The organism is Streptomyces sp. NPDC007164 (assembly GCF_040634135.1).
GTDB classification, from domain to species: Bacteria; Actinomycetota; Actinomycetes; order Streptomycetales; family Streptomycetaceae; genus Streptomyces; species Streptomyces sanglieri.
Genome location: NZ_JBEYFB010000015.1, coordinates 156,576 through 174,305 on the forward strand (window position 1 = coordinate 156,576; position 17,730 = coordinate 174,305).

Annotated in this window: 17 protein-coding genes; 7 read left to right on the top strand and 10 right to left on the bottom strand. The window is 71.8% G+C overall.

The window, feature by feature from the left end; translation table 11 throughout:
- Positions 1-54: 54 nt before the first annotated feature.
- Positions 55-444, bottom strand: a complete 390-nt coding sequence (locus ABZ622_RS20700) for a hypothetical protein (protein WP_360545118.1) — start codon at positions 442-444, stop codon at positions 55-57.
- Positions 445-740: 296 nt separating this feature from the next.
- Between ABZ622_RS20700 and ABZ622_RS20705 the strand changes: the two genes are divergently transcribed.
- Together ABZ622_RS20705 and ABZ622_RS20710 are read left to right on the top strand one after the other, a co-directional pair.
- Positions 741-1,073, top strand: a complete 333-nt coding sequence (locus ABZ622_RS20705; RefSeq protein ID WP_360545120.1) for a DUF6479 family protein — start codon at positions 741-743, stop codon at positions 1,071-1,073.
- Between the two features lie 136 nt (positions 1,074-1,209).
- A complete protein-coding gene (locus ABZ622_RS20710) occupies positions 1,210-2,037 on the top strand; it encodes a VOC family protein (RefSeq protein ID WP_360545122.1) in 828 nt (275 codons plus the stop codon).
- Between the two features lie 31 nt (positions 2,038-2,068).
- On the opposite strand, the gene ABZ622_RS20715 is transcribed toward ABZ622_RS20710, so the two are convergent.
- On the bottom strand, positions 2,069-2,590 hold the full coding sequence (locus ABZ622_RS20715; protein WP_360545124.1) for a DUF6328 family protein: 522 nt from the start codon (positions 2,588-2,590) through the stop codon (positions 2,069-2,071).
- Positions 2,591-2,804: 214 nt separating this feature from the next.
- Between ABZ622_RS20715 and ABZ622_RS20720 the strand changes: the two genes are divergently transcribed.
- The gene (locus ABZ622_RS20720; RefSeq protein ID WP_360545125.1) at positions 2,805-3,194 is read left to right on the top strand and encodes a VOC family protein; all 390 of its coding nucleotides are present in this window, start codon (positions 2,805-2,807) and stop codon (positions 3,192-3,194) included.
- A 71-nt stretch (positions 3,195-3,265) separates the two neighbouring features.
- On the opposite strand, the gene ABZ622_RS20725 is transcribed toward ABZ622_RS20720, so the two are convergent.
- From ABZ622_RS20725 to ABZ622_RS20755, 7 genes are all read right to left on the bottom strand, one after another.
- Positions 3,266-3,757, bottom strand: coding sequence for a GNAT family N-acetyltransferase (locus tag ABZ622_RS20725; RefSeq protein ID WP_360545127.1), 492 nt, complete (start codon positions 3,755-3,757; stop codon positions 3,266-3,268).
- Positions 3,758-3,823: 66 nt separating this feature from the next.
- Positions 3,824-4,228 (bottom strand): DUF1992 domain-containing protein, encoded by a 405-nt coding sequence (locus ABZ622_RS20730; RefSeq protein WP_360545129.1) that lies wholly within the window; start codon positions 4,226-4,228, stop codon positions 3,824-3,826.
- 135 nt (positions 4,229-4,363) lie between these two features.
- Positions 4,364-5,308 carry a hypothetical protein gene (locus ABZ622_RS20735; protein WP_360545131.1) on the bottom strand — a complete coding sequence of 315 codons (945 nt, stop codon included), beginning with the start codon at positions 5,306-5,308 and terminating at the stop codon, positions 4,364-4,366.
- A 205-nt stretch (positions 5,309-5,513) separates the two neighbouring features.
- Positions 5,514-6,311, bottom strand: a complete 798-nt coding sequence (locus tag ABZ622_RS20740) for a tyrosine-protein phosphatase (protein WP_360545133.1) — start codon at positions 6,309-6,311, stop codon at positions 5,514-5,516.
- 296 nt (positions 6,312-6,607) lie between these two features.
- Positions 6,608-8,548 (bottom strand): ABC transporter permease, encoded by a 1,941-nt coding sequence (locus ABZ622_RS20745; RefSeq protein WP_360545135.1) that lies wholly within the window; start codon positions 8,546-8,548, stop codon positions 6,608-6,610.
- A 104-nt stretch (positions 8,549-8,652) separates the two neighbouring features.
- Entirely contained in the window at positions 8,653-9,447 is a 795-nt protein-coding gene (gene modA / locus ABZ622_RS20750; RefSeq protein WP_360545137.1) for a molybdate ABC transporter substrate-binding protein, read from the bottom strand.
- 47 nt (positions 9,448-9,494) lie between these two features.
- Positions 9,495-9,890 (bottom strand): helix-turn-helix transcriptional regulator, encoded by a 396-nt coding sequence (locus ABZ622_RS20755; protein WP_124722018.1) that lies wholly within the window; start codon positions 9,888-9,890, stop codon positions 9,495-9,497.
- Positions 9,891-10,108: 218 nt separating this feature from the next.
- Here ABZ622_RS20755 and mutA point away from each other — a divergent pair, with 218 nt between their 5' ends.
- From mutA to meaB, 3 genes are read left to right on the top strand one after another with little or no spacing between them, the layout of a single operon-like run.
- On the top strand, positions 10,109-11,971 hold the full coding sequence (gene mutA, locus ABZ622_RS20760; protein WP_360545139.1) for a methylmalonyl-CoA mutase small subunit: 1,863 nt from the start codon (positions 10,109-10,111) through the stop codon (positions 11,969-11,971).
- Complete coding sequence (scpA, locus tag ABZ622_RS20765; protein WP_360545141.1) at positions 11,971-14,172, top strand: methylmalonyl-CoA mutase; 2,202 nt, start codon at positions 11,971-11,973, stop codon at positions 14,170-14,172. The genes mutA and scpA overlap by 1 nt, the downstream gene beginning before the upstream one ends.
- Before the next feature lie 12 nt (positions 14,173-14,184).
- Complete coding sequence (meaB, locus tag ABZ622_RS20770) at positions 14,185-15,204, top strand: methylmalonyl Co-A mutase-associated GTPase MeaB (protein ID WP_360545143.1); 1,020 nt, start codon at positions 14,185-14,187, stop codon at positions 15,202-15,204.
- Positions 15,205-15,271: 67 nt separating this feature from the next.
- Here meaB and ABZ622_RS20775 read toward each other — a convergent pair whose 3' ends face one another.
- Positions 15,272-16,153 (bottom strand): GNAT family N-acetyltransferase, encoded by an 882-nt coding sequence (locus tag ABZ622_RS20775; protein WP_360545145.1) that lies wholly within the window; start codon positions 16,151-16,153, stop codon positions 15,272-15,274.
- Between the two features lie 395 nt (positions 16,154-16,548).
- Here ABZ622_RS20775 and rho point away from each other — a divergent pair, with 395 nt between their 5' ends.
- Positions 16,549-17,706 carry a transcription termination factor Rho gene (gene rho, locus ABZ622_RS20780; protein WP_360545147.1) on the top strand — a complete coding sequence of 386 codons (1,158 nt, stop codon included), beginning with the start codon at positions 16,549-16,551 and terminating at the stop codon, positions 17,704-17,706.
- The last annotated feature ends 24 nt before the right edge of the window (positions 17,707-17,730 follow it).

Here is a 17,730-nt window from a genome sequence, read left to right on the forward strand (position 1 = left end):
CGTGCCATTGCTCCGCCGCCGGGCCGCGCCCCGCCGGACTGTCGGCCCATCGGTCTACCGGTTCGCCAGCCGCAGCCGCACCTCTTCCTCCTGGTCGCCGGAGACGGTGCCGACGACCGTCACGTCGAAGGCGTGCGCCAGGCTCTGGCGGAGCCGTTCCACCGCCCAGTAACCGCCCTGGACGTCGACGCTCACGGGCGCTCCGAGGGCGACCGGCCCGGAGACCACCCTCGCCTCGGCGACGTCGACGGTCACCACCCACGCGGTGGGACGCTTCCCGGCGAGCTGCTGCGGTACGTCGACCGAGGCCCGGTCAGTGGTGAACGCGGCCCGCAGCACGTCGAAGACCATCCGCGCGTCGGCCTTCTCGCACCCGCTGATGACGACCGAGACCTCCTGCCCGTACCCGCTCTCCTCCGTCTGCTTCTCCTTGATGGTGTTCACCGCGGTTCCTTCCGCTCGGTGTTCCGCTCCGCGTCCCCGCGCCGGGCGCCGTGCCCCTGCGGCGTTTCGAGGATGTCTCCAGGCTCTCCCCGTGGCAGGACGACGGCGACACGAGGCCGGGTGCGCGCGGCCCCGCAGACGGTCGCCGTTCGGGTACGTACACCTCACCGCACCCCGCGTTCCCCGCACGACCGCTGCACCCTCGACGCGAAACTCCTTTTCAGGTCATATCCACTTAAAACATGAATTCATGGCAATTATTGCGTGACGGCTCCGCCTCGGGGTATCCGGCAAGCATGGACCTTTCGAGCACAGACCTGACTTCACTGGCTCTCGTTCTCGCCGACGGGCGGGGCGCGACCGGGTCGGTGATGGGCATTGTCGGAGTGGTGCTGGTGGCCGTGCTGATCGGCGCGGTCTGGCTGGGGAAGCGGCGCCGGGCCCAGGAGCTGCCACCACCCAGACCCGACGAGCAGCCACCCCGGCCGGACCACCGCGCCCACCTGGAGGAGCGCGATGTGCACGGCGACGACCACTTCCCGCCCGACCGCCGGGGCCTTTCGCCGTACGAACTCGGTGACCACGGGAACGAGCCCATCCCCCGCGACACCGACGAGCGGCGCGACTGACCCGGCGGACTCCCCCGGCGCCGGCCCCGGGCAGGGGCCTCGCGTGTTGCGGGGGTGGCTGCCTCCGGTGAGGCTGGTGTGGGCCCGTCGGCCACGGGCGTACCCAGACCTCAGAACCGATGAAGGCAGTAGGACCATGACCGGAAGCCACCCGGGGAAGGCGCCGACACCTGCGCCGCTGACCGGACCCGCAGCGCCCTGCTGGGTCAACCTCATGACCCGCGATCTGCGGGCGGCGCAGGAGTTCTACGGCGCCGTGCTGGGGTGGACCTTCCGTCCGGGCAAGCTGGGGCAGGAGTTCTCGGTCGCGCGCCGGGGCGAGGTACCGGTCGCCGGCATCGGCGCGGTGGCGACCGCCTACCGGGTGGCCGTCGTCTGGACGCCCTACTTCGCCGTCACCGACGCCGATGCGGCCGCCTCACGCATCCGTGAGCGCAGTGGCACCGTCGCCGTGGGCCCGATGGCGCTCGGCAAGGGGCGCGGGGCGCTCGCGGCGGACCGGGACGGTGCGGTGTTCGGGATCTGGGAGCGGACCGAGCCCGCGACCTCGCCGCCCGCGCCGGACGACCATTCGCACGCCTGGCTGCGACTGCACACCAGGAACGCCTTCGACGCCGCGATCTTCTACGGGCAGGTGCTCGACTGGGCGAGCGGGCGCCCGGGGTGCTGCGAGGTGTCGTACGAGAAGGACGAGGTCATCGTCGAGTGCGACGGGCGCCGGCTGGTCCGGATCAGCTCGGGCGCGGTGGAGGCGGCGCCCGATCCGCTGGTCCGCCCACACTGGCAGGTGCACTTCCCGGTCGCCGATGTGGCGGCCACGGTCGCGGCCGCGCGGGAGCACGGCGGCAGCCTGGTCGAGCAGCGGGCGCTGGCGCAGGGCACGACGGCGACGCTGCTGGACCCGGACGGCGGCCTCTTCACGGTCACGGACGTCCGGGGTCTCACGGCGGACGGTCCCGGCTGACCGCACCGCCCGCTCCCCCTGCGGCGCCCGGTCATGTGTCATGCGTGGACGAGGAGCGGGCCAGTGCCCAGGCCGGGAGGACGAACCAGCAGATCAGGAACCACAGCGCCATTCCGCCGACCAGCCACAGCGCGACGGAGTTGTGCAGGGCCACCCGCAGGATGAGCAGCAGGGCGGAGCACATGGTGCAGAACAGCAGGACGAGTCCCACCACCGTCATCCGTGACGCCCAGGTGACCGTCTGCGGTTTGAGCCGCCGCCCGGTGAGCAGCCGGTGGTACGAGACGGGGCCGATCAGTGCGGCGGCGGTGGCCGATCCCAGCATCACGGTGACCACGTAGATGGTGCGGTCGGTGTCCGAGAGCTCGGCGAAGCGGGGCTGGAAGACGACGGCGAGCAGGAAGCCGAAGAGAATCTGGACGCCGGTCTGGGCGACCCGCAGTTCCTGGAGCAGATCGGTCCACCGCCGGTCCGCCCGTTCCTCCGGTGTCTCGTCGCGGCCGTCGTCGTGGCCCGGGCGGTCGCGGTCGGGGCGATGCGCTGTCGAGGTCACCGGGAGCCTCCGTCCCAATACCCGGAGTACTTCGTGTTCCCCTCCTCCCCCACCGTAACGGTTCACCGGGGACGGGGAGATGACCGGATCGTCCGCCCGGCCCTCGACGATCGGTCCGGCCTCACCTAGGATCTTGAGTACGGCATCGCGCGTCGGTCACCGGCCGGGTGAGGCGTGGAGGTGCCCGTGAGATGCCTGTTGGAGGCATTCCACAGTGTCAGTCGAGTTGAATCACACCATCATCCACTCCCGGAACAACCGGGAGTCCGCCGAGTTCCTGGCGGACATACTGGGGCTCGAAGTCGGCGAGGAATGGGGCCCGTTCGTCCCGGTCGCCACCGCGAACGGGGTCACCCTGGACTTCGCGACCGTTCCCGAAGCCCCGATCACCACGCAGCACTACGCCTTCCTCGTCTCGGAAGGGGAGTTCGACACCGCGTACGCCCGCATCAAGGAACTCGGGGTCACGTACTACGCGGATCCGCACGGGAAGCATCCGGGCGAGATCAACCACAACGACGGCGGCCGGGGCGTGTACTTCATCGATCCCGCCGGTCACGGCATGGAGATCATCACGCGTCCGTACGGGGGCTTCGCCTCGTAACACGACGCTCCGGCAAGGGGGTTCGGCCCGCATCCGGATACGGGTGCCGGGCCGGGCCCCCTCGCGTCCGGTCAGTCGATCGGCAGCAGCAGCTCGGGCCGGTCCCACATCACCGCGGGCGGGTCGGCGGCCAGGGTGCCGGTCCGACGGGCCCCCACACTCCGGTAGAAGCCCTCGGCGGGCGGGTGCGAGACGATGCGCACTGCGGTGAGTCCGGCGCGCTCCGCCTCGCCGCGCAGATGCCCGACGAGGAGCCGTCCGATGCCGAGTCCCTGCGCGGCGTCGGCGACGAACATGAGGTCGAGCTCCGGCGGCGCGAGAACGAGCGAGTAGAAGCCGAGCAGCCGGTCGGTGTCGGGCTCCACGGCCGCGAAGACCCGGTGGGTCTCGATGTAGTCCGGTCCGACCCGGTATCCGGCGACCATGGCGGCGTAGTGCCCCTCGTAGGCGCGGGACGTCCTGACCAGCCGGGTGAGCCGCTTCGCGTCCCGGGCGGTGGCACGCCTGACGCGTACGGACTCCCGCGGCGTCCCGCCACCCCGGCGCGTAATGCTCGATTTCATGAATGGAGTATTACGCATCCGAATGCCGGGCACCCACTCACGTGCCATCGGCCGGCCCGTCGGGCACTACGACGGATCGCGCGCCGTGCGCCATTCGTCGACCATGGCGTCGATGTCGAACGGCTTGAGGTTCAGCGGCGGACCCGGCGGCGGCCGCCTGATGGCCGCCGCGATCTTCTCGTTCACCTCGGACAGGATGCGCCGCACCTCGGCCTCCGTCCGCGCCCCGGACACCGATTCGGCCGCGTCCTCCGCCTGCTTGCGCAGGGCCAGGGCCGGCGGGAGCACCGAGACCCCCTCGCGCTGAAGCTTCTGCTTGATCCACCAGTTCTCGTCGTAGGGAGCCCCGATGCTGTCGAGCGGCTTGCCGAATCCCGGCAACTGCGAGATGTCGCCACGCTGCTCGGACTCCCGGACCTGCTTGTCGACCCATGATTCGAAGCTGACGCCCGCAGGCTTTCGCTCGGTCAACGTACGCCCCTCTCGGAGGATTCGTAATCCGGTCCCCCACGATACCCAGGGGCCGAGGGGGCGCCGCTCCCGGCCTCCGCGCCCCGCGGCACAACACCCCTCGGCGCAATACCGTTTCGGGTCCGGCGGCCCGTTTCAGTGCGCGTGTCCGGCGGCCGCCCCGGCCCCGCCTTCCCGGTGCCCGCCGTCGTCGTTCCCCGGTTCCGCCACCCGGACGGTGAACGCCGCGGTGCGCACCTCGCCCTCGTGCTTGAAGTCGAGGAAGAGCCGGTACGTTCCGGCACTGGGTGCCGTAGCGGTGAAGGACACTTCCGGCCCGGGGCCGCCCTCGTTCGGGTGGACGTGCAGATAGGCCAGGTCACCCGAGCGCAGGGCGACCAGGTGCCCGTACGCACCGAGGTAGGGCTGGAGGTCGGTGACGGGACGGCCGTTCCTGCTGATGGACAGCTTCAGTTCGCCGCTCCGGCCGGCCCGGAGTTCACCGCCGAGCGCGACTCGGTAGCCGTCGACCTCGGCGGTGGTGCCCGGGGCCGGGAGAGCGGCGGGGCGGTAGGCGCCGGAGACGGCCAGATCCGCGCCGAGGGTGAGGTTCCCGGCGCCCGCGGCCGCCGGTGTGAAGTCGGCGAACACCCGGTAGCCACCGGCCTCGGGCAGGGCGACGGAGGTCGACCAGGTGCCGTCGGCCGCACGGACGGGGTGCAGGTGACGGTACTGGGTGAGGTCGGTGGAGGCGAGGATGAAATGCAGCTCCTTGCCGTGCTCACGCTGATAGGCGGTGACCTTGCGCCCGCTGTCGTCCTTGACGGCGAACCGGATCTCGGTCCGGGCCCCGGCCCGGACCGTCGGTGTCGCCAGGTCCAGGGTGTAGCCACCCTCGGAGATCTGCAGTCCGCCGGGCGTGTGATCCGCAGCCGCCTCCGTCCCGCCCTCCTCTCCCCCGCCGTGGCCGCCGTGCTGTTGTTGTGCGGGGCGGTCCTCGGCGGCCACCAGCGGGTCGACGCTCCTGCCCACCCCGTATGCGGTTCCGAAGGTCGCGGCGAGTGCGGCGGCGAAGGCGGTGATCCTCAGTGCGTTGTTCATGACGGTTCCCTCCATCGGGTCGACCGGGAGGCAGCGCTTCCCGATGCCTCACAACATACCCCCTGGGGGTATCAAGTCAACCCGAGAGCCCGCCATCGATTCGCGGGTGGGCAGGAGGTTCGCGGATGAACAGAGGTTCGCGGGCGGGCAGGGGCTCGTGGGCGGGCAGGGGGACAGGAGAGCCGGCCGGATCGCGGCCCGCCGCTCAGGCCGGCACCACCAGGCCGGCGCGCAGCCGCTCCACCACCGCCTCGGGGATGCGCAGACCGTCGCGCACATAGCCGTCGAGTCCGCCCCAGCGTTCGTCCATGGCGTCCAGCGCCGTGTCGAGGTAGCGGGGGCGCACCTCGGTGATCGCGGAGGCGATCTCCGGGTCGCCCCCCGCGTCGAGGAAGTCCTGCACGTACGGCGCGAAGGCCACCCGCACCACCGGATTCACCGCGAGGAACTCGGCGCGCACCGCATCGCGCGACGCGCCGAGCATCATCAGGAGCAGGGCGGCGGCCCAGCCGGTCCGGTCCTTGCCCGCCGTGCAGTGGAAGAGCACCGGGCGGGCACGGTCGTCGGCGACGGTCTCGACGAAGGCCCGGTAGGCGGCGGACGCGCCCGGCGAGAGCACCATCTGCCGGTAGGTGTCCGCGAACAGCCCGGCCGCCTTTCCGCCGCCGAGCATCTGCTCCGCGGCCACGGGATCGGCGAGCAGGGCGCGCAGCCGGGCGGGCGCCACACCCGGGTTGTCCCCGAGCACATCGGCGACGAACAGCCGCGCGCCCTGCGGCAGCCGGTCGGGGGCAGCGGCCCGCTCGTCGGCGGTCCGCAGATCGACGACGGTGCGGATGCCGAGCGTGGACATCCCGGAGTCCTGCGCCGCGTCGAGCCCGCTGAGCTGCCCGGACCGCAGCACGGCACCGGCCCGGACCCGCTGGTCCGGGCCCAGGGCGACGCCGCCCAGGTCGCGCAGATTGAGGACGGTGGATGCCTGGACGGCCCTGGCTGTCTGCACGATGAACTTCCCCTTTTTCGCTCGACGCGTATCCGAATTCATTCGGTTTTGCCGGATCAAACGTCGCACGCAGCCGGGAAATCGACAAAGTAAAACGCCGGTGGACACCGTTTGGGGGCATGTGCCGGGATAAAGGAAATGTGAAATCGCAACCGCTCTCACCCCAGGTCAGGGGCGTACCACACCAATAGCGGTGTGTTCCGTGAATACCCGCTCATGAATTCTCGGCCCAGTGTTTCCCACCGGAGAACAGAGCGGGCCGGTACGTCCCTGGCCGGTACGCGGAATCCGTGCGTTCAGAGCACGACGACGGTGACCTCGGTCGCCTTGACGCTCGTCCATACGGCAGTGCCCTCCACCAGGCCCAGCTCGGTCGCCGCTTCGGGGGTGATCTCGGCGACCAGGTCCGGCGCCTCGTCGGAGGCGATCACCACCCGGAGCCGGCTGCCGACGGCGGTGAGCTCGCGCACCGTTCCGGGCCAGACGTTGCGGGGGCTACCGCCGGGCCTGTCGTGGTGCACGGAGACCGCTTCGGGCGCGATGATCGCGAGGGCCGCCGTCCCCTCGGCGAGCGCGTCCGCGACGACCAGCCGGCCGCGGCCCGCGAGGGCCAGCGTGCCGTCGGGCGCGGCGGTGCCGGGCCAGGCGTTGCGGCCGAGCATCCGGGCGACCCACGGTGAGCGGGGATTCCGGGTGACCTCGGCCGGTGGCGCGTCCTGGAGGGTGCGGCCCTCGTCGAGCACCAGCACCCGGTCGGCCAGTGAGACCGCTTCGACGGGGTCGTGGGTGACGATCAGACAGACGCCGCCGAACCCGGCGAGGTGGGTGCGCAGGGTGTGCCGGACATGGGCGCGGGTGGTCTGGTCGAGGGCGGCGAGCGGCTCGTCGAGCAGCAGCAGCCAGGGGCGGGCGGCGAGCGCCCTGGCCAGTGCCACGCGCTGGGCCTGGCCGCCGGAGAGCTGGGCGGGCCTGCGGTGGGCGAGGTGTCCGACGCCCAGCCGGTCGAGCCACTGCTGCGCCTCTCGCCGGGCCTCGGCGCGGGAGACGCCGTGGGCGCGGAGCCCGTACGCCGTGTTCGTCAGCGCGCTCAGGTGCGGGAAGAGCGCGCCGTCCTGCGGCACCCAGGCGACCTGACGTCGGTGCGGGGGCAGTTCGGTGACGTCGGTGTCGCCGAGGCTCAGCCGGGCGCGGGCGCGCGGGGTCAGGCCGAGGAGCGCGCGCAGCAGGGTCGTCTTGCCCGCGCCGTTGGGGCCGACGACGGCGATCGTGGTGCCGGGCGCCGCTTCGAGGGTCAGCCGGGCGAAGCCGGTGACCTCGGCGTGCAGCGAGCGTCGTTCCTGCGGGGCAGGGGGCGTCTCCCGGTCCGCGCGCAGTGCCGTGTCCGGGACGGCCGGGTCGTCCGCCGGGGGCTGCGCGCCGCGTGCGCGGTCGCGCGGCGTTCCGGTCCAGCGCCCCCGCAGCGTGATCAGTACGGCCATGGCGATGGCGAGCAGCAGCAGCGATACGGAGGTGGCGGCCTCCGGGGAGTCCTGGAGCAGCAGGTAGACCTGGAGCGGAAGCGTCTGGGTGGTGCCGGGCAGATTGCCCGCGAAGGTGATGGTGGCACCGAATTCGCCGAGCGCCCGTGCCCAGGTGAGGGCGGCCCCGGCGGCGAGCCCGGGGGCGACCATCGGGAGGGTGACGGTGAAGAACACCCGGACCGGTGAGGCTCCGAGGGAGGCCGCCGTCTCCTCGTACGCGGGGCGCAGTCCGGCCAGTGCGCCTTCGAGGCTGATGACGAGGAACGGCATCGCGACGAAGGTCGCCGCGACCACCGCGCCCGAGGTGTGGAAGGGCAGCGTGATCCCGAAGGTGTCCTCCAGCCAGGGGCCGAGCAGTCCCCGGCGGCCGAAGCCGAGGAGGAGCGCCACGCCTCCGACGGTGGGCGGCAGCACCATCGGGAGCAGGACCAGGGAGCGTACGAACGCCTTGCCGGGAAAGTCCGTCCGGGCCAGCAGCCAGGCCAGCGGCACCCCGAGCAGCAGGGAGAGGCCCAGCGCCCAGAAGGAGACCAGCAGGGAGAGTCTGAGCGCCTGGGTGACTTCCGGGCTGGTCAGATGGGTGCCGAGGTCGGCCCAGGACGTACGGGCCAGAATGCCGATCAGCGGGATCAGCAGGAACGCGACGGCGAGCAGCGCGGGGATCGCCAGAGCGAGGGGTGTGCGCACGCCGGGCACCCGGCTGCGGAGAGCTCTCATCGGAGGTTCCCGGAATCGGTCGGTTCGGGCAGGGCCGCTCACGCTCCCCCGGGCGGCCGGCCGGACAGGACCTCCCGGGACAGAACACCTGGGGCTGCTGGAGGCTAGGGCTGCTGGAAGCCCGCCGACTGCAGGATCTTCTGCGCCTGCGGGGTGCTCAGCCACTTCACGAACTCCGTGGCGGCCTCGCTGTTCCTGGACTGCCGCAGCGTAGCGGCCGGGTAGGAGGCCACGGCGTTCTGCGCGTCCGGGATGTCGACGGCGTCGACCTTGTCGGTGGCCGTGGCGGCGTCGGTCCGGTAGACGATGCCCGCGTCGGCCTCGCCGAGCTCTACCTTGCTGAGGACGGCGCGGACGTTGGGCTCCTGGGAGACCGGCTCGACGGTGAGCTTCTGGGCGTCGAGGACCTGCTTGCTGTAGCGGCCGACCGGCACCTCGGACGCGGCCAGGACGACCTTGAGCCCGGGGTCGGTCAAGTCCTTCAGGCCCGCGATCTTCTCCGGATTGCCCTCGCGGGTGGCGATGACGAGGCGGTTCCTGGCGATGACGACGGGCGTCGCCGTGTCGGACTTCAGCCCGTCCATCGTCCTGGTGTCGGCGACGACGAGGGCGTCGGCGGGCGCGCCCTGCTTCACCTGGGCGGCGAGCTCCTGGGAGCCGGCGAAGGAGAACGTCACCTTCGTGCCCGGGTGCTCCTTCTCGTACGCGGCGCCCGCGGTCTTGAACACATCGGTGAGCGAGGCCGCGGCCAGCACCGTCAGCCGGATGTCGGACGGCGCCGGCTTCCCGGCGGATTCCTTCTTGCTGTCGTCGCTGCCGCCGCACGCGGCGAGCGGGAGCAGCAGTGCGGCGGTGATGACCGCTGCGGCGGCGCGCCGCCCGGTGAGGGTGGTCGACATGGTCCGGTGACTCCTTGAAGTTGATGCGTGCCGTGGGTGACGCGCCGTCAGACGCGATCGATGTGCACGCTGGTGGACTTCACGCGAGCGGTGGCCTGCATGCCGACCTCCAGCCCCAGTTCCTCGACGGCCTCCCGGGTGAGCAGTGACACCAGACGGTGCGGGCCCGCCTGGATCTCGACCTGGGCCGCGACATCGCCGAGCTTCACCGCGGTGACGATGCCCGGGAATGCGTTGCGGGCCGAGGTGTACGAGGTGTCGTCCTCGCCTCCCCCGCCCTGGCCGACCTCGATGGAGAAGGCGGCCAGGTCCCGGCCGTCGATGAGCCTGCGGCCGCTCTCGTCGCGGTGGGTGGCGACCCGCCCGGCGTCCGCCCAGCGGCGGGCCGTGTCGGGGCTGACCCCCAGCAGACGTGCCGCCTGGCCGATTGTGTAGGACTGCATGTGCGACAAGATATTCGAATCGTCCTCGCAGCTGCAATCCATCCGGGTGATCTGTGGAGCAAATGCCAGGGGCATTGGAGGAATCGCCAAGCACCGGGCCGGGGCGGGGGCGAGGACCGGCTACGCGACGGTGGGTGAAGGATCAAGTGCGCTCGGAGAGGGCAAGGTCACAAGCGGAACCCATGCTGCGCTCAAGCGCCCTGACCTAGCATCTGGGCATGACGGTCCTGCCTGCCGACGGGCTTTCGTTGGCCGCCGAATTCCCCGCCCCCGCCCATGAGCACTGGCAACACCTCGTCGAAGGTGTGCTGCGCAAGTCGGGCAAGGAGGCTGCGGGTTCGGCCGCCGAGGAAGCGCTGTCCACCACGGTCGAGGACGGGCTCACCACCCGCCCCCTCTACACCTCGCGCGACAGCGCGCCCGATGCCGGATATCCGGGCTTCGCCCCCTTCACCCGCGGCAGCAGGTCCGAGGGCAACGCGGCGGGCGGCTGGGACGTACGGCAGCGGCACACCCTTCCCGATCCCGCGCGTCTCAACGAGGCGCTGCTCGCCGATCTGGAGAACGGTGTCACCTCGCTGTGGCTGACCGTGGGCGGTGCCGCGGGTGTCCCGGTGTCCGCGCTGGCGGGGGCCCTGGACGGCGTCTTCCTCGATCTGGCTCCCGTGGTGCTCGACGCGGGCGGTGAAACCGACGCCGCGGCCACCGAGTTTCTGCGGATCTGCACGGAACGGGGCATCGACCCGCGGAGCCTGCGCGGCAACCTCGGCGCGGACCCGTTCGGGCAAGCCGCCCGCGGCGGAGCCGAGCCCGATCTGTCGGCCGCCGTCCACTGGGCCCAGCGGTGTGCCCGCGAGTTCCCCAGGCTGCGGGCGCTGGCCGTCGACGCGCTGCCGTACCACGAGGCCGGCGGTTCGGCCGCCGAGGAGCTGGGCGCCTCGCTGGCGACCGGTGTCGCCCTGCTGCGGGCGCTGACCGAGGCCGGGCTGTCGGTCGAAGAAGCCTGCGGGCAGCTGGAGTTCCGGTACGCGGCCACCGCCGACCAGTTCCTGACCATCGCCAAGCTGCGGGCCGCGCGCCGGCTGTGGTCCCGGGTTGCGGAGGTCTGCGGGGCCGCCGGAGCCGGGGCGCAGCGCCAGCACGCGGTGACGTCCTCGGTGATGATGACGCGGCGCGATCCGTGGGTGAACATGCTGCGCACGACGCTGGCCTGTCTGGGGGCGGGGGTCGGCGGCGCCGACTCCGTCACCGTGCTGCCGTTCGATCACGCGCTGGGGCTGCCGGACGCGTTCGCCCGGCGCATCGCCCGTAACACCTCGACGATCCTGCTGGAGGAGTCGCACCTGGCCCGGGTGATCGACCCGGCGGGCGGCTCCTGGTACGTGGAGCGGCTCACCGCCGAACTCGCCGACGCCGCCTGGTCGTTCTTCCAGGAGATCGAACGGTCCGGCGGTCAGGCCGCCGCGCTGGGCTCGGGAATGATCGGTGAACGTCTCGCGGCCACCTGGGCGGCGCGCAGCAGGGATCTGGCGCGTCGCAAGGAGCCGATCACCGGGGTGAGCGAGTTCCCGCAGCTGGCGGAGCGGCCGGTGGAGCGCGAGCCTGCCCCGCGCGGACCGGCCGCGGCACCGGGCGGTCTGCCCAGGGTCCGCCGTGACGAGGCGTTCGAGGCGCTGCGCGCCCGGTCGGACGCGCATCTCGCGGCGACCGGGCAGCGGCCGAAGGTCTTCCTCGCCGCGCTCGGCCCCGCCGCCGCGCACACCACGCGGGCGTCGTTCGCCGCCAATCTGTTCCAGGCGGGCGGCATCGAACCGGTCCACGACCCGGTCTCCGTCGACGCGACGACGGCCGCCGACGCGTTCAGGGCGGGCAGCGCCACCGTGGCGTGCCTGTGTTCCAGCGACGCGCTCTACGCCGAGCAGGCCGAGGCGGTCGCCGGGGCGCTGCGTTCGGCAGGCGCCGAGCGGGTGTTCCTGGCCGGCCGGCCCGGCGAGTACGCCGGTGTCGACGAGTACGTCTTCGCGGGCTCCGATGTGGTGGCCGTGCTCTCCTCCCTCCTCGACCGTATGGATGTGGCGTAATGCGTATCCCCGACTTCTCCGGCATCGAGCTCGGTCCGGGCGGCGCCGCCGAGGTCTCCGAGGACCAGTGGCGCGCCTCGGTGAAGGAGTCCTCCGGCAGTTCCGACGGCGACCTGCTGTGGGAGACCCCGGAAGGCATCGCGGTGAAGCCGCTGTACACCGGGCACGACCTCGAAGGGCTCGACTTCCTCGGCACGTATCCGGGCATCGCCCCGTACCTGCGGGGCCCGTACCCGACGATGTACGTCAACCAGCCCTGGACGATCCGGCAGTACGCCGGGTTCTCCACCGCCGAGGAGTCCAACGCCTTCTACCGCCGCAACCTCGCCGCCGGTCAGAAGGGGCTCTCCGTCGCCTTCGACCTGCCGACCCACCGGGGCTACGACAGCGACCACCCGCGGGTGACCGGCGATGTCGGCATGGCGGGCGTGGCGATCGACTCGATCTACGACATGCGGCAGCTCTTCGACGGCATCCCGCTGGACCGGATGTCGGTGTCGATGACGATGAACGGCGCGGTGCTGCCCGTGCTCGCGCTGTACATCGTGGCCGCGGAGGAACAGGGCGTCGGGCCCGAGAAGCTGGCCGGGACCATTCAGAACGACATTCTGAAGGAGTTCATGGTCCGCAACACCTACATCTATCCGCCGAAGCCCTCGATGCGGATCATCTCCGACATCTTCGCGTACACCTCGCAGAAGATGCCGCGCTACAACTCGATCTCCATCTCCGGGTATCACATCCAGGAGGCGGGTGCGACGGCCGATCTGGAGCTGGCGTACACCCTCGCGGACGGGGTGGAGTATCTGCGGGCCGGCCGGGACGCAGGTCTCGACGTGGACGCGTTCGCGCCCCGGCTGTCGTTCTTCTGGGCGATCGGCATGAACTTCTTCATGGAGATCGCGAAGCTGCGGGCGGCCCGGCTGCTCTGGGCCAAGCTGGTCAAGGAGTTCGAGCCGAAGAACGCCAAGTCGCTCTCGCTGCGCACCCATTCGCAAACATCCGGGTGGTCGCTGACCGCACAGGACGTGTTCAACAACGTCACCCGGACCTGTGTGGAGGCGATGGCGGCCACCCAGGGACACACCCAGTCGCTGCACACCAACGCGCTCGACGAGGCGCTCGCCCTGCCGACGGACTTCTCCGCCCGGATCGCCCGGAACACCCAGCTGCTGCTCCAGCAGGAGTCGGGGACCGGCCGGGTGATCGACCCGTGGGGCGGCAGCGCGTACGTGGAGAAGCTGACGTACGACCTGGCGCGCCGGGCCTGGCGGCACATCGAGGAGGTCGAGGCGGCGGGCGGCATGGCGCAGGCCATCGACGCGGGCATCCCGAAGCTCCGGGTGGAGGAGGCCGCGGCCCGTACCCAGGCGCGGATCGACTCCGGGCGCCAGCCGGTGATCGGGGTGAACAAGTACCGGGTGGAGAGCGACGAGCAGATCGATGTGCTCAAGGTCGACAACTCCTCGGTGCGCACCCAGCAGGTCGAGAAGCTGCGCCGGCTGCGCGAGGAACGCGACGAGACCGCCTGCCAGGCGGCGCTGCGCGCCCTGACGGATGCGGCCGGGCGCGACCCCGGTCCGGGGCTCGAAGGCAATCTGCTGGCCCTGGCCGTGGACGCGGCGCGTGCGATGGCGACCGTGGGCGAGATCTCGGACGCCCTGGAGAAGGTGTACGGGAGGCATGCGGGCCAGATCCGTACGATCTCCGGTGTGTACCGCAACGAGGCAGGTGAATCCCCTTCCGTGGACCGGACCCGGGCGTTGGTGGACAGGTTCGAGGAGGCCGAGGGTCGCCGTCCGCGCATCCTGGTCGCCAAGATGGGACAGGACGGCCACGACCGCGGCCAGAAGGTGATCTCGACCGCCTTCGCCGACCTGGGTTTCGACGTGGACGTCGGTCCGCTGTTCCAGACGCCGGCCGAGGTGGCACGGCAGGCGGTGGAGGCGGACGTGCACATCGTGGGCGTCTCCTCGCTGGCCGCCGGGCACCTCACGCTGGTGCCGGCGCTCCGCGAGGAGCTGGCGGCCGAGGGGCGCGAGGACATCATGATCGTGGTGGGCGGGGTGATTCCGCCACAGGACGTCGAGGCGCTGCACGAGGCGGGCGCGACAGCCGTGTTCCCGCCCGGGACGGTGATCCCCGATGCCGCGTACGACCTGGTGACTCGGCTCGGCGCCGCGCTCGGCCACGAGCTGTGAGCCGCTGACCCGATGGCTCCCAGGATCGACATCGACAGCTATGTGAAGGGGGTGCTCGACGGGAAGCGGGCGCACATCGCGCGCGCCATCACTCTCGTCGAGTCCACCCGCCCCGATCACCGGGTGCTGGCCCAGCGATTGCTACGCGAGCTGCTGCCGCACTCCGGCGCGGCCCGGCGGATCGGGATCAGCGGCGTGCCCGGGGTCGGGAAGTCCACGTTCATCGACGCGCTGGGCACGATGCTCACCGGGCTCGGGCACCGGGTCGCGGTGCTGGCCGTCGACCCCTCCTCCAGCCGTACCGGCGGCTCCATCCTGGGCGACAAGACCAGGATGGAACGGCTCGCGGTGGACCCGGCGGCGTTCGTACGCCCGTCCCCCACCGCCGGCACCCTCGGCGGAGTGGCCAAGGCGACCCGGGAGTCCATCGTGGTGATGGAGGCCGCGGGTTACGGCGTGGTGCTGGTGGAGACGGTCGGCGTCGGGCAGTCGGAGACGGCGGTGGCCAACATGGTCGACACGTTTCTGCTGCTGACGCTGGCCCGGACCGGTGATCAGCTCCAGGGCATCAAGAAGGGTGTGCTGGAGCTGGCGGACGCGATCGCGGTCAACAAGGCGGACGGCCCGCACGAGCGGGACGCCCGCGCGGCGGCGCGCGAACTGGCGGGTGCGCTGCGGCTGATGCACCCGGTGGACGCGGCGTGGACACCGCCGGTGCTCACGTGCAGCGCCCGTGAGTCGGCCGGCCTCGACACCCTGTGGGAACGGCTGGAGCAGCACCGCGCGCTGCTGGAGTCGACCGGGCGGCTCGCCGCGAAGCGGCGCGACCAGCAGGTCGACTGGACGTGGACGATGGTGCGGGACGAGCTGCTGGAGAGTCTGCGCGGCCATCCGGAGGTGCGTGCGCTGACCCCCGGGCTGGAACAGCGGGTCCGGGACGGCGAGTTGACGGCCACGCTGGCGGCCGAGCAGATCCTGGCCGCGTTCCGGGGCGCGGCGGCGGTGGCGGAGTCCGGTGACCCGGTGGCCTGACGGCCCGGGTACGCGATGTCTCCGTCCGGCGGTCCGGAACTCCCGGGCCGCCGGACGTTCGTGTCGGCTACAGATCGAGCTGGTACTCGACCGAGGTGTGTGTCGGCTCGTAGCCGAGCGCGTCGTTGATGTGCCGCATGTGCGTATTGCTGTCGGCGGTGTCCGTCAGCAGCCCTGCCAGACCGGGCCGGGTCTCGCGGGCGTGAAGGATGGACCGGGCCTTCATCCACCTTCCGAGGCCGTGTCCCCGGTGCTCGGGAAGGACTCCGGTGCCGTAGTGCTGCCCGTCGCCCGTTCCGTCACCCGGGACGACGAGTTCCGTGAAGCCCGCGATCGTCGCGGTGGACTCGTCGAACGCCGCGACCGTGTGCAGGAGTTCGCCGCGTGCGGCGACGGCTGCCGCCGCGGACCGGACCCGGTCCACGTCCCAGACGACCGTGCCGAAGTCGGTGTCGTCCATGGGCATGTCGTCCATCGCCCGGCGGGAGGCGGCGAACGTCTCCGCGAGCTCGTCGGGGACGGTGCCGTCCCAGGAGATCAGCCGGTAGCCCGGGTGCGGTTGCCCGACGGTCCGGTGCAGGGCCTGCATGTCCGCCTTCGCCAGCGGAAGCCGGACGTATGTCAGGGTCAGGACCTTGCGCAGCCCCTTGGCCCGCAGGAAGTGATCCCCCGCCGATCCGGCCTCGACCTGCGCAATGACGGTGCGCCGGTCCGCCTCGCGGGCGGCGGCGACCGCGGCGTCGAACAGGAGTGAGCCGACGCCGTTGCGGCGCTCCGCGGGGTGGACGCCGAGTTCGAGTTCGGCGAGGTGGTCCTGGCCCTCGCGGGTGAAGACGCGCAGGAACGCCGAACCGACGGGGCTGCCCCCGGCGTCGGAGGCGAGCCAGGCCAGCCGGTGACTCCCGGTCGGCGGAGCGGGGTCGGCCAGCGCGGTGATACGTATCGACAAAGTGACTCCTCCGCGCCCCGGGGCGCAGGTCAGGATGGGTGAGCGGGCCGGCGGCCCGGAGAACCACATCACCCCGCGAGAGCCGTGACAACCGGATTTCGGAGCCCCCGCGCAGCCTTGCCCGCTCTCGGCACGGTCCCGTTCCCGCCGGGCCGTGCTACCGTGCTTGTGGTACCCGTGCTCGCCTCGGTTCGAGGCGCCGGTGCCGATTCATCTCTCCGCAGCTGCCGCGCCCGTCCATTTCCGACCGGCGGTCCAGCTCTCCGCATCACCTCATCCAGTTCGGACCGGAATCCTCCCTCCGGGCTTTCCCGCCCGTCGTCGGGGGCGTGTTCTCTGCCGCCCCGTGCCGCCCGGCCCCTCATTCGCCATGTCCGCGAAAGGACCCGCCCACCATGACCATCTCTCTCGAACACCCGCTTGAACAAAGCCAGTTGGCTGCCGAGGCCACGCACACCACCGCGGCCGCCGGCGTACTCGACCTCACCCACCAGGGGAACGGCGTACTGCGCGTACGGGACGGCCTCCCCTCCCCCGGCGACGTGGTGGTCCCCGCCGCCCTGATCCGCCGCCACGGCCTGCGCCGGGGCGATGCCGTCGCCGGGCTCTGCGACCGGCCCCGCACCCTGTCCACCGTGGAGCGGGTCAACGGCCGCTCCCCGCGGGCGCTCCGGGGCCGACCGCACTTCCGCGACCTCACCCCGCTCCATCCTCGGCAGCGGCTCCGGCTGGAGACACCGTCCGGCGGTGCCGCGATGCGTCTCGTCGATCTGCTCGCGCCGGTCGGAAAGGGGCAGCGCGGGCTGATCGTCGCGCCGCCCAGGACCGGCAAGACGGTGCTGCTCCAGCAGATCGCCGCGGCCGTCGCCGCCAACCACCCCGAGTGCCACCTGATGGTGGTGCTGGTCGACGAACGCCCCGAAGAGGTCACCGACATGCGCCGGTCCGTCCGGGGCGAGGTGCTCGCCTCGACCTTCGACCGGCCCGCCAAGGAGCACATCGCCCTCGCCGGACTCGCGGTCGAACGCGCCAAGCGGCTGGTCGAGCAGGGCCAGGACGTCGTCATCCTGCTCGACTCCCTCACCCGCCTGTGCCGCGCCCACAACAACGTCTCCGCCTCGGGCGGACGCACCCTCAGCGGCGGTGTCGACGCTGCCGCCCTGCTCGGGCCCAAGCAGTTCTTCGGCGCCGCCCGGCCCGCCGAGGAGGGCGGCTCCCTCACCATCCTGGCCACCGCACTGGTGGAGACCGGCTCCCGCGCCGACGACTACTTCTTCGAGGAGCTGAAGAGCACCGGCAACATGGAGCTCCGGCTCGACCGCGCACTGGCGGAACGGCGCGTCCACCCGGCCGTGGACATCTCGTCGTCCGGCACCCGGCGCGAGGAACTCCTCGTACCTGAGGGCGAGTTGCGGGTGGTACGCGGACTGCGGCGGGCACTGCACAGCAGGGACCCGCGGACCGCGCTCGAAACACTGCTGGACCGGCTCCGCCGCACCCCGGACAACGCCTCGTTCCTCCGTGCCGTCCACGGCACCGTCCCGGAGGCCTGAGCCTGTCCGGGCGCCACCGGCCCC

Coding starts and splice junctions, on each gene's coding strand:
- scpA (WP_360545141.1), top strand. CDS start 11,971: ATGCGTATCCCCGACTTCTCCGGCATCGAGCTCGGTCCGGGCGGCGCC.
- ABZ622_RS20710 (WP_360545122.1), top strand. CDS start 1,210: ATGACCGGAAGCCACCCGGGGAAGGCGCCGACACCTGCGCCGCTGACC.
- mutA (WP_360545139.1), top strand. CDS start 10,109: ATGACGGTCCTGCCTGCCGACGGGCTTTCGTTGGCCGCCGAATTCCCC.
- meaB (WP_360545143.1), top strand. CDS start 14,185: ATGGCTCCCAGGATCGACATCGACAGCTATGTGAAGGGGGTGCTCGAC.
- ABZ622_RS20725 (WP_360545127.1), bottom strand. CDS start 3,757: ATGAAATCGAGCATTACGCGCCGGGGTGGCGGGACGCCGCGGGAGTCC.
- ABZ622_RS20755 (WP_124722018.1), bottom strand. CDS start 9,890: ATGCAGTCCTACACAATCGGCCAGGCGGCACGTCTGCTGGGGGTCAGC.
- modA (WP_360545137.1), bottom strand. CDS start 9,447: ATGTCGACCACCCTCACCGGGCGGCGCGCCGCCGCAGCGGTCATCACC.
- ABZ622_RS20705 (WP_360545120.1), top strand. CDS start 741: ATGGACCTTTCGAGCACAGACCTGACTTCACTGGCTCTCGTTCTCGCC.
- ABZ622_RS20735 (WP_360545131.1), bottom strand. CDS start 5,308: ATGAACAACGCACTGAGGATCACCGCCTTCGCCGCCGCACTCGCCGCG.
- rho (WP_360545147.1), top strand. CDS start 16,549: ATGACCATCTCTCTCGAACACCCGCTTGAACAAAGCCAGTTGGCTGCC.
- ABZ622_RS20745 (WP_360545135.1), bottom strand. CDS start 8,548: ATGAGAGCTCTCCGCAGCCGGGTGCCCGGCGTGCGCACACCCCTCGCT.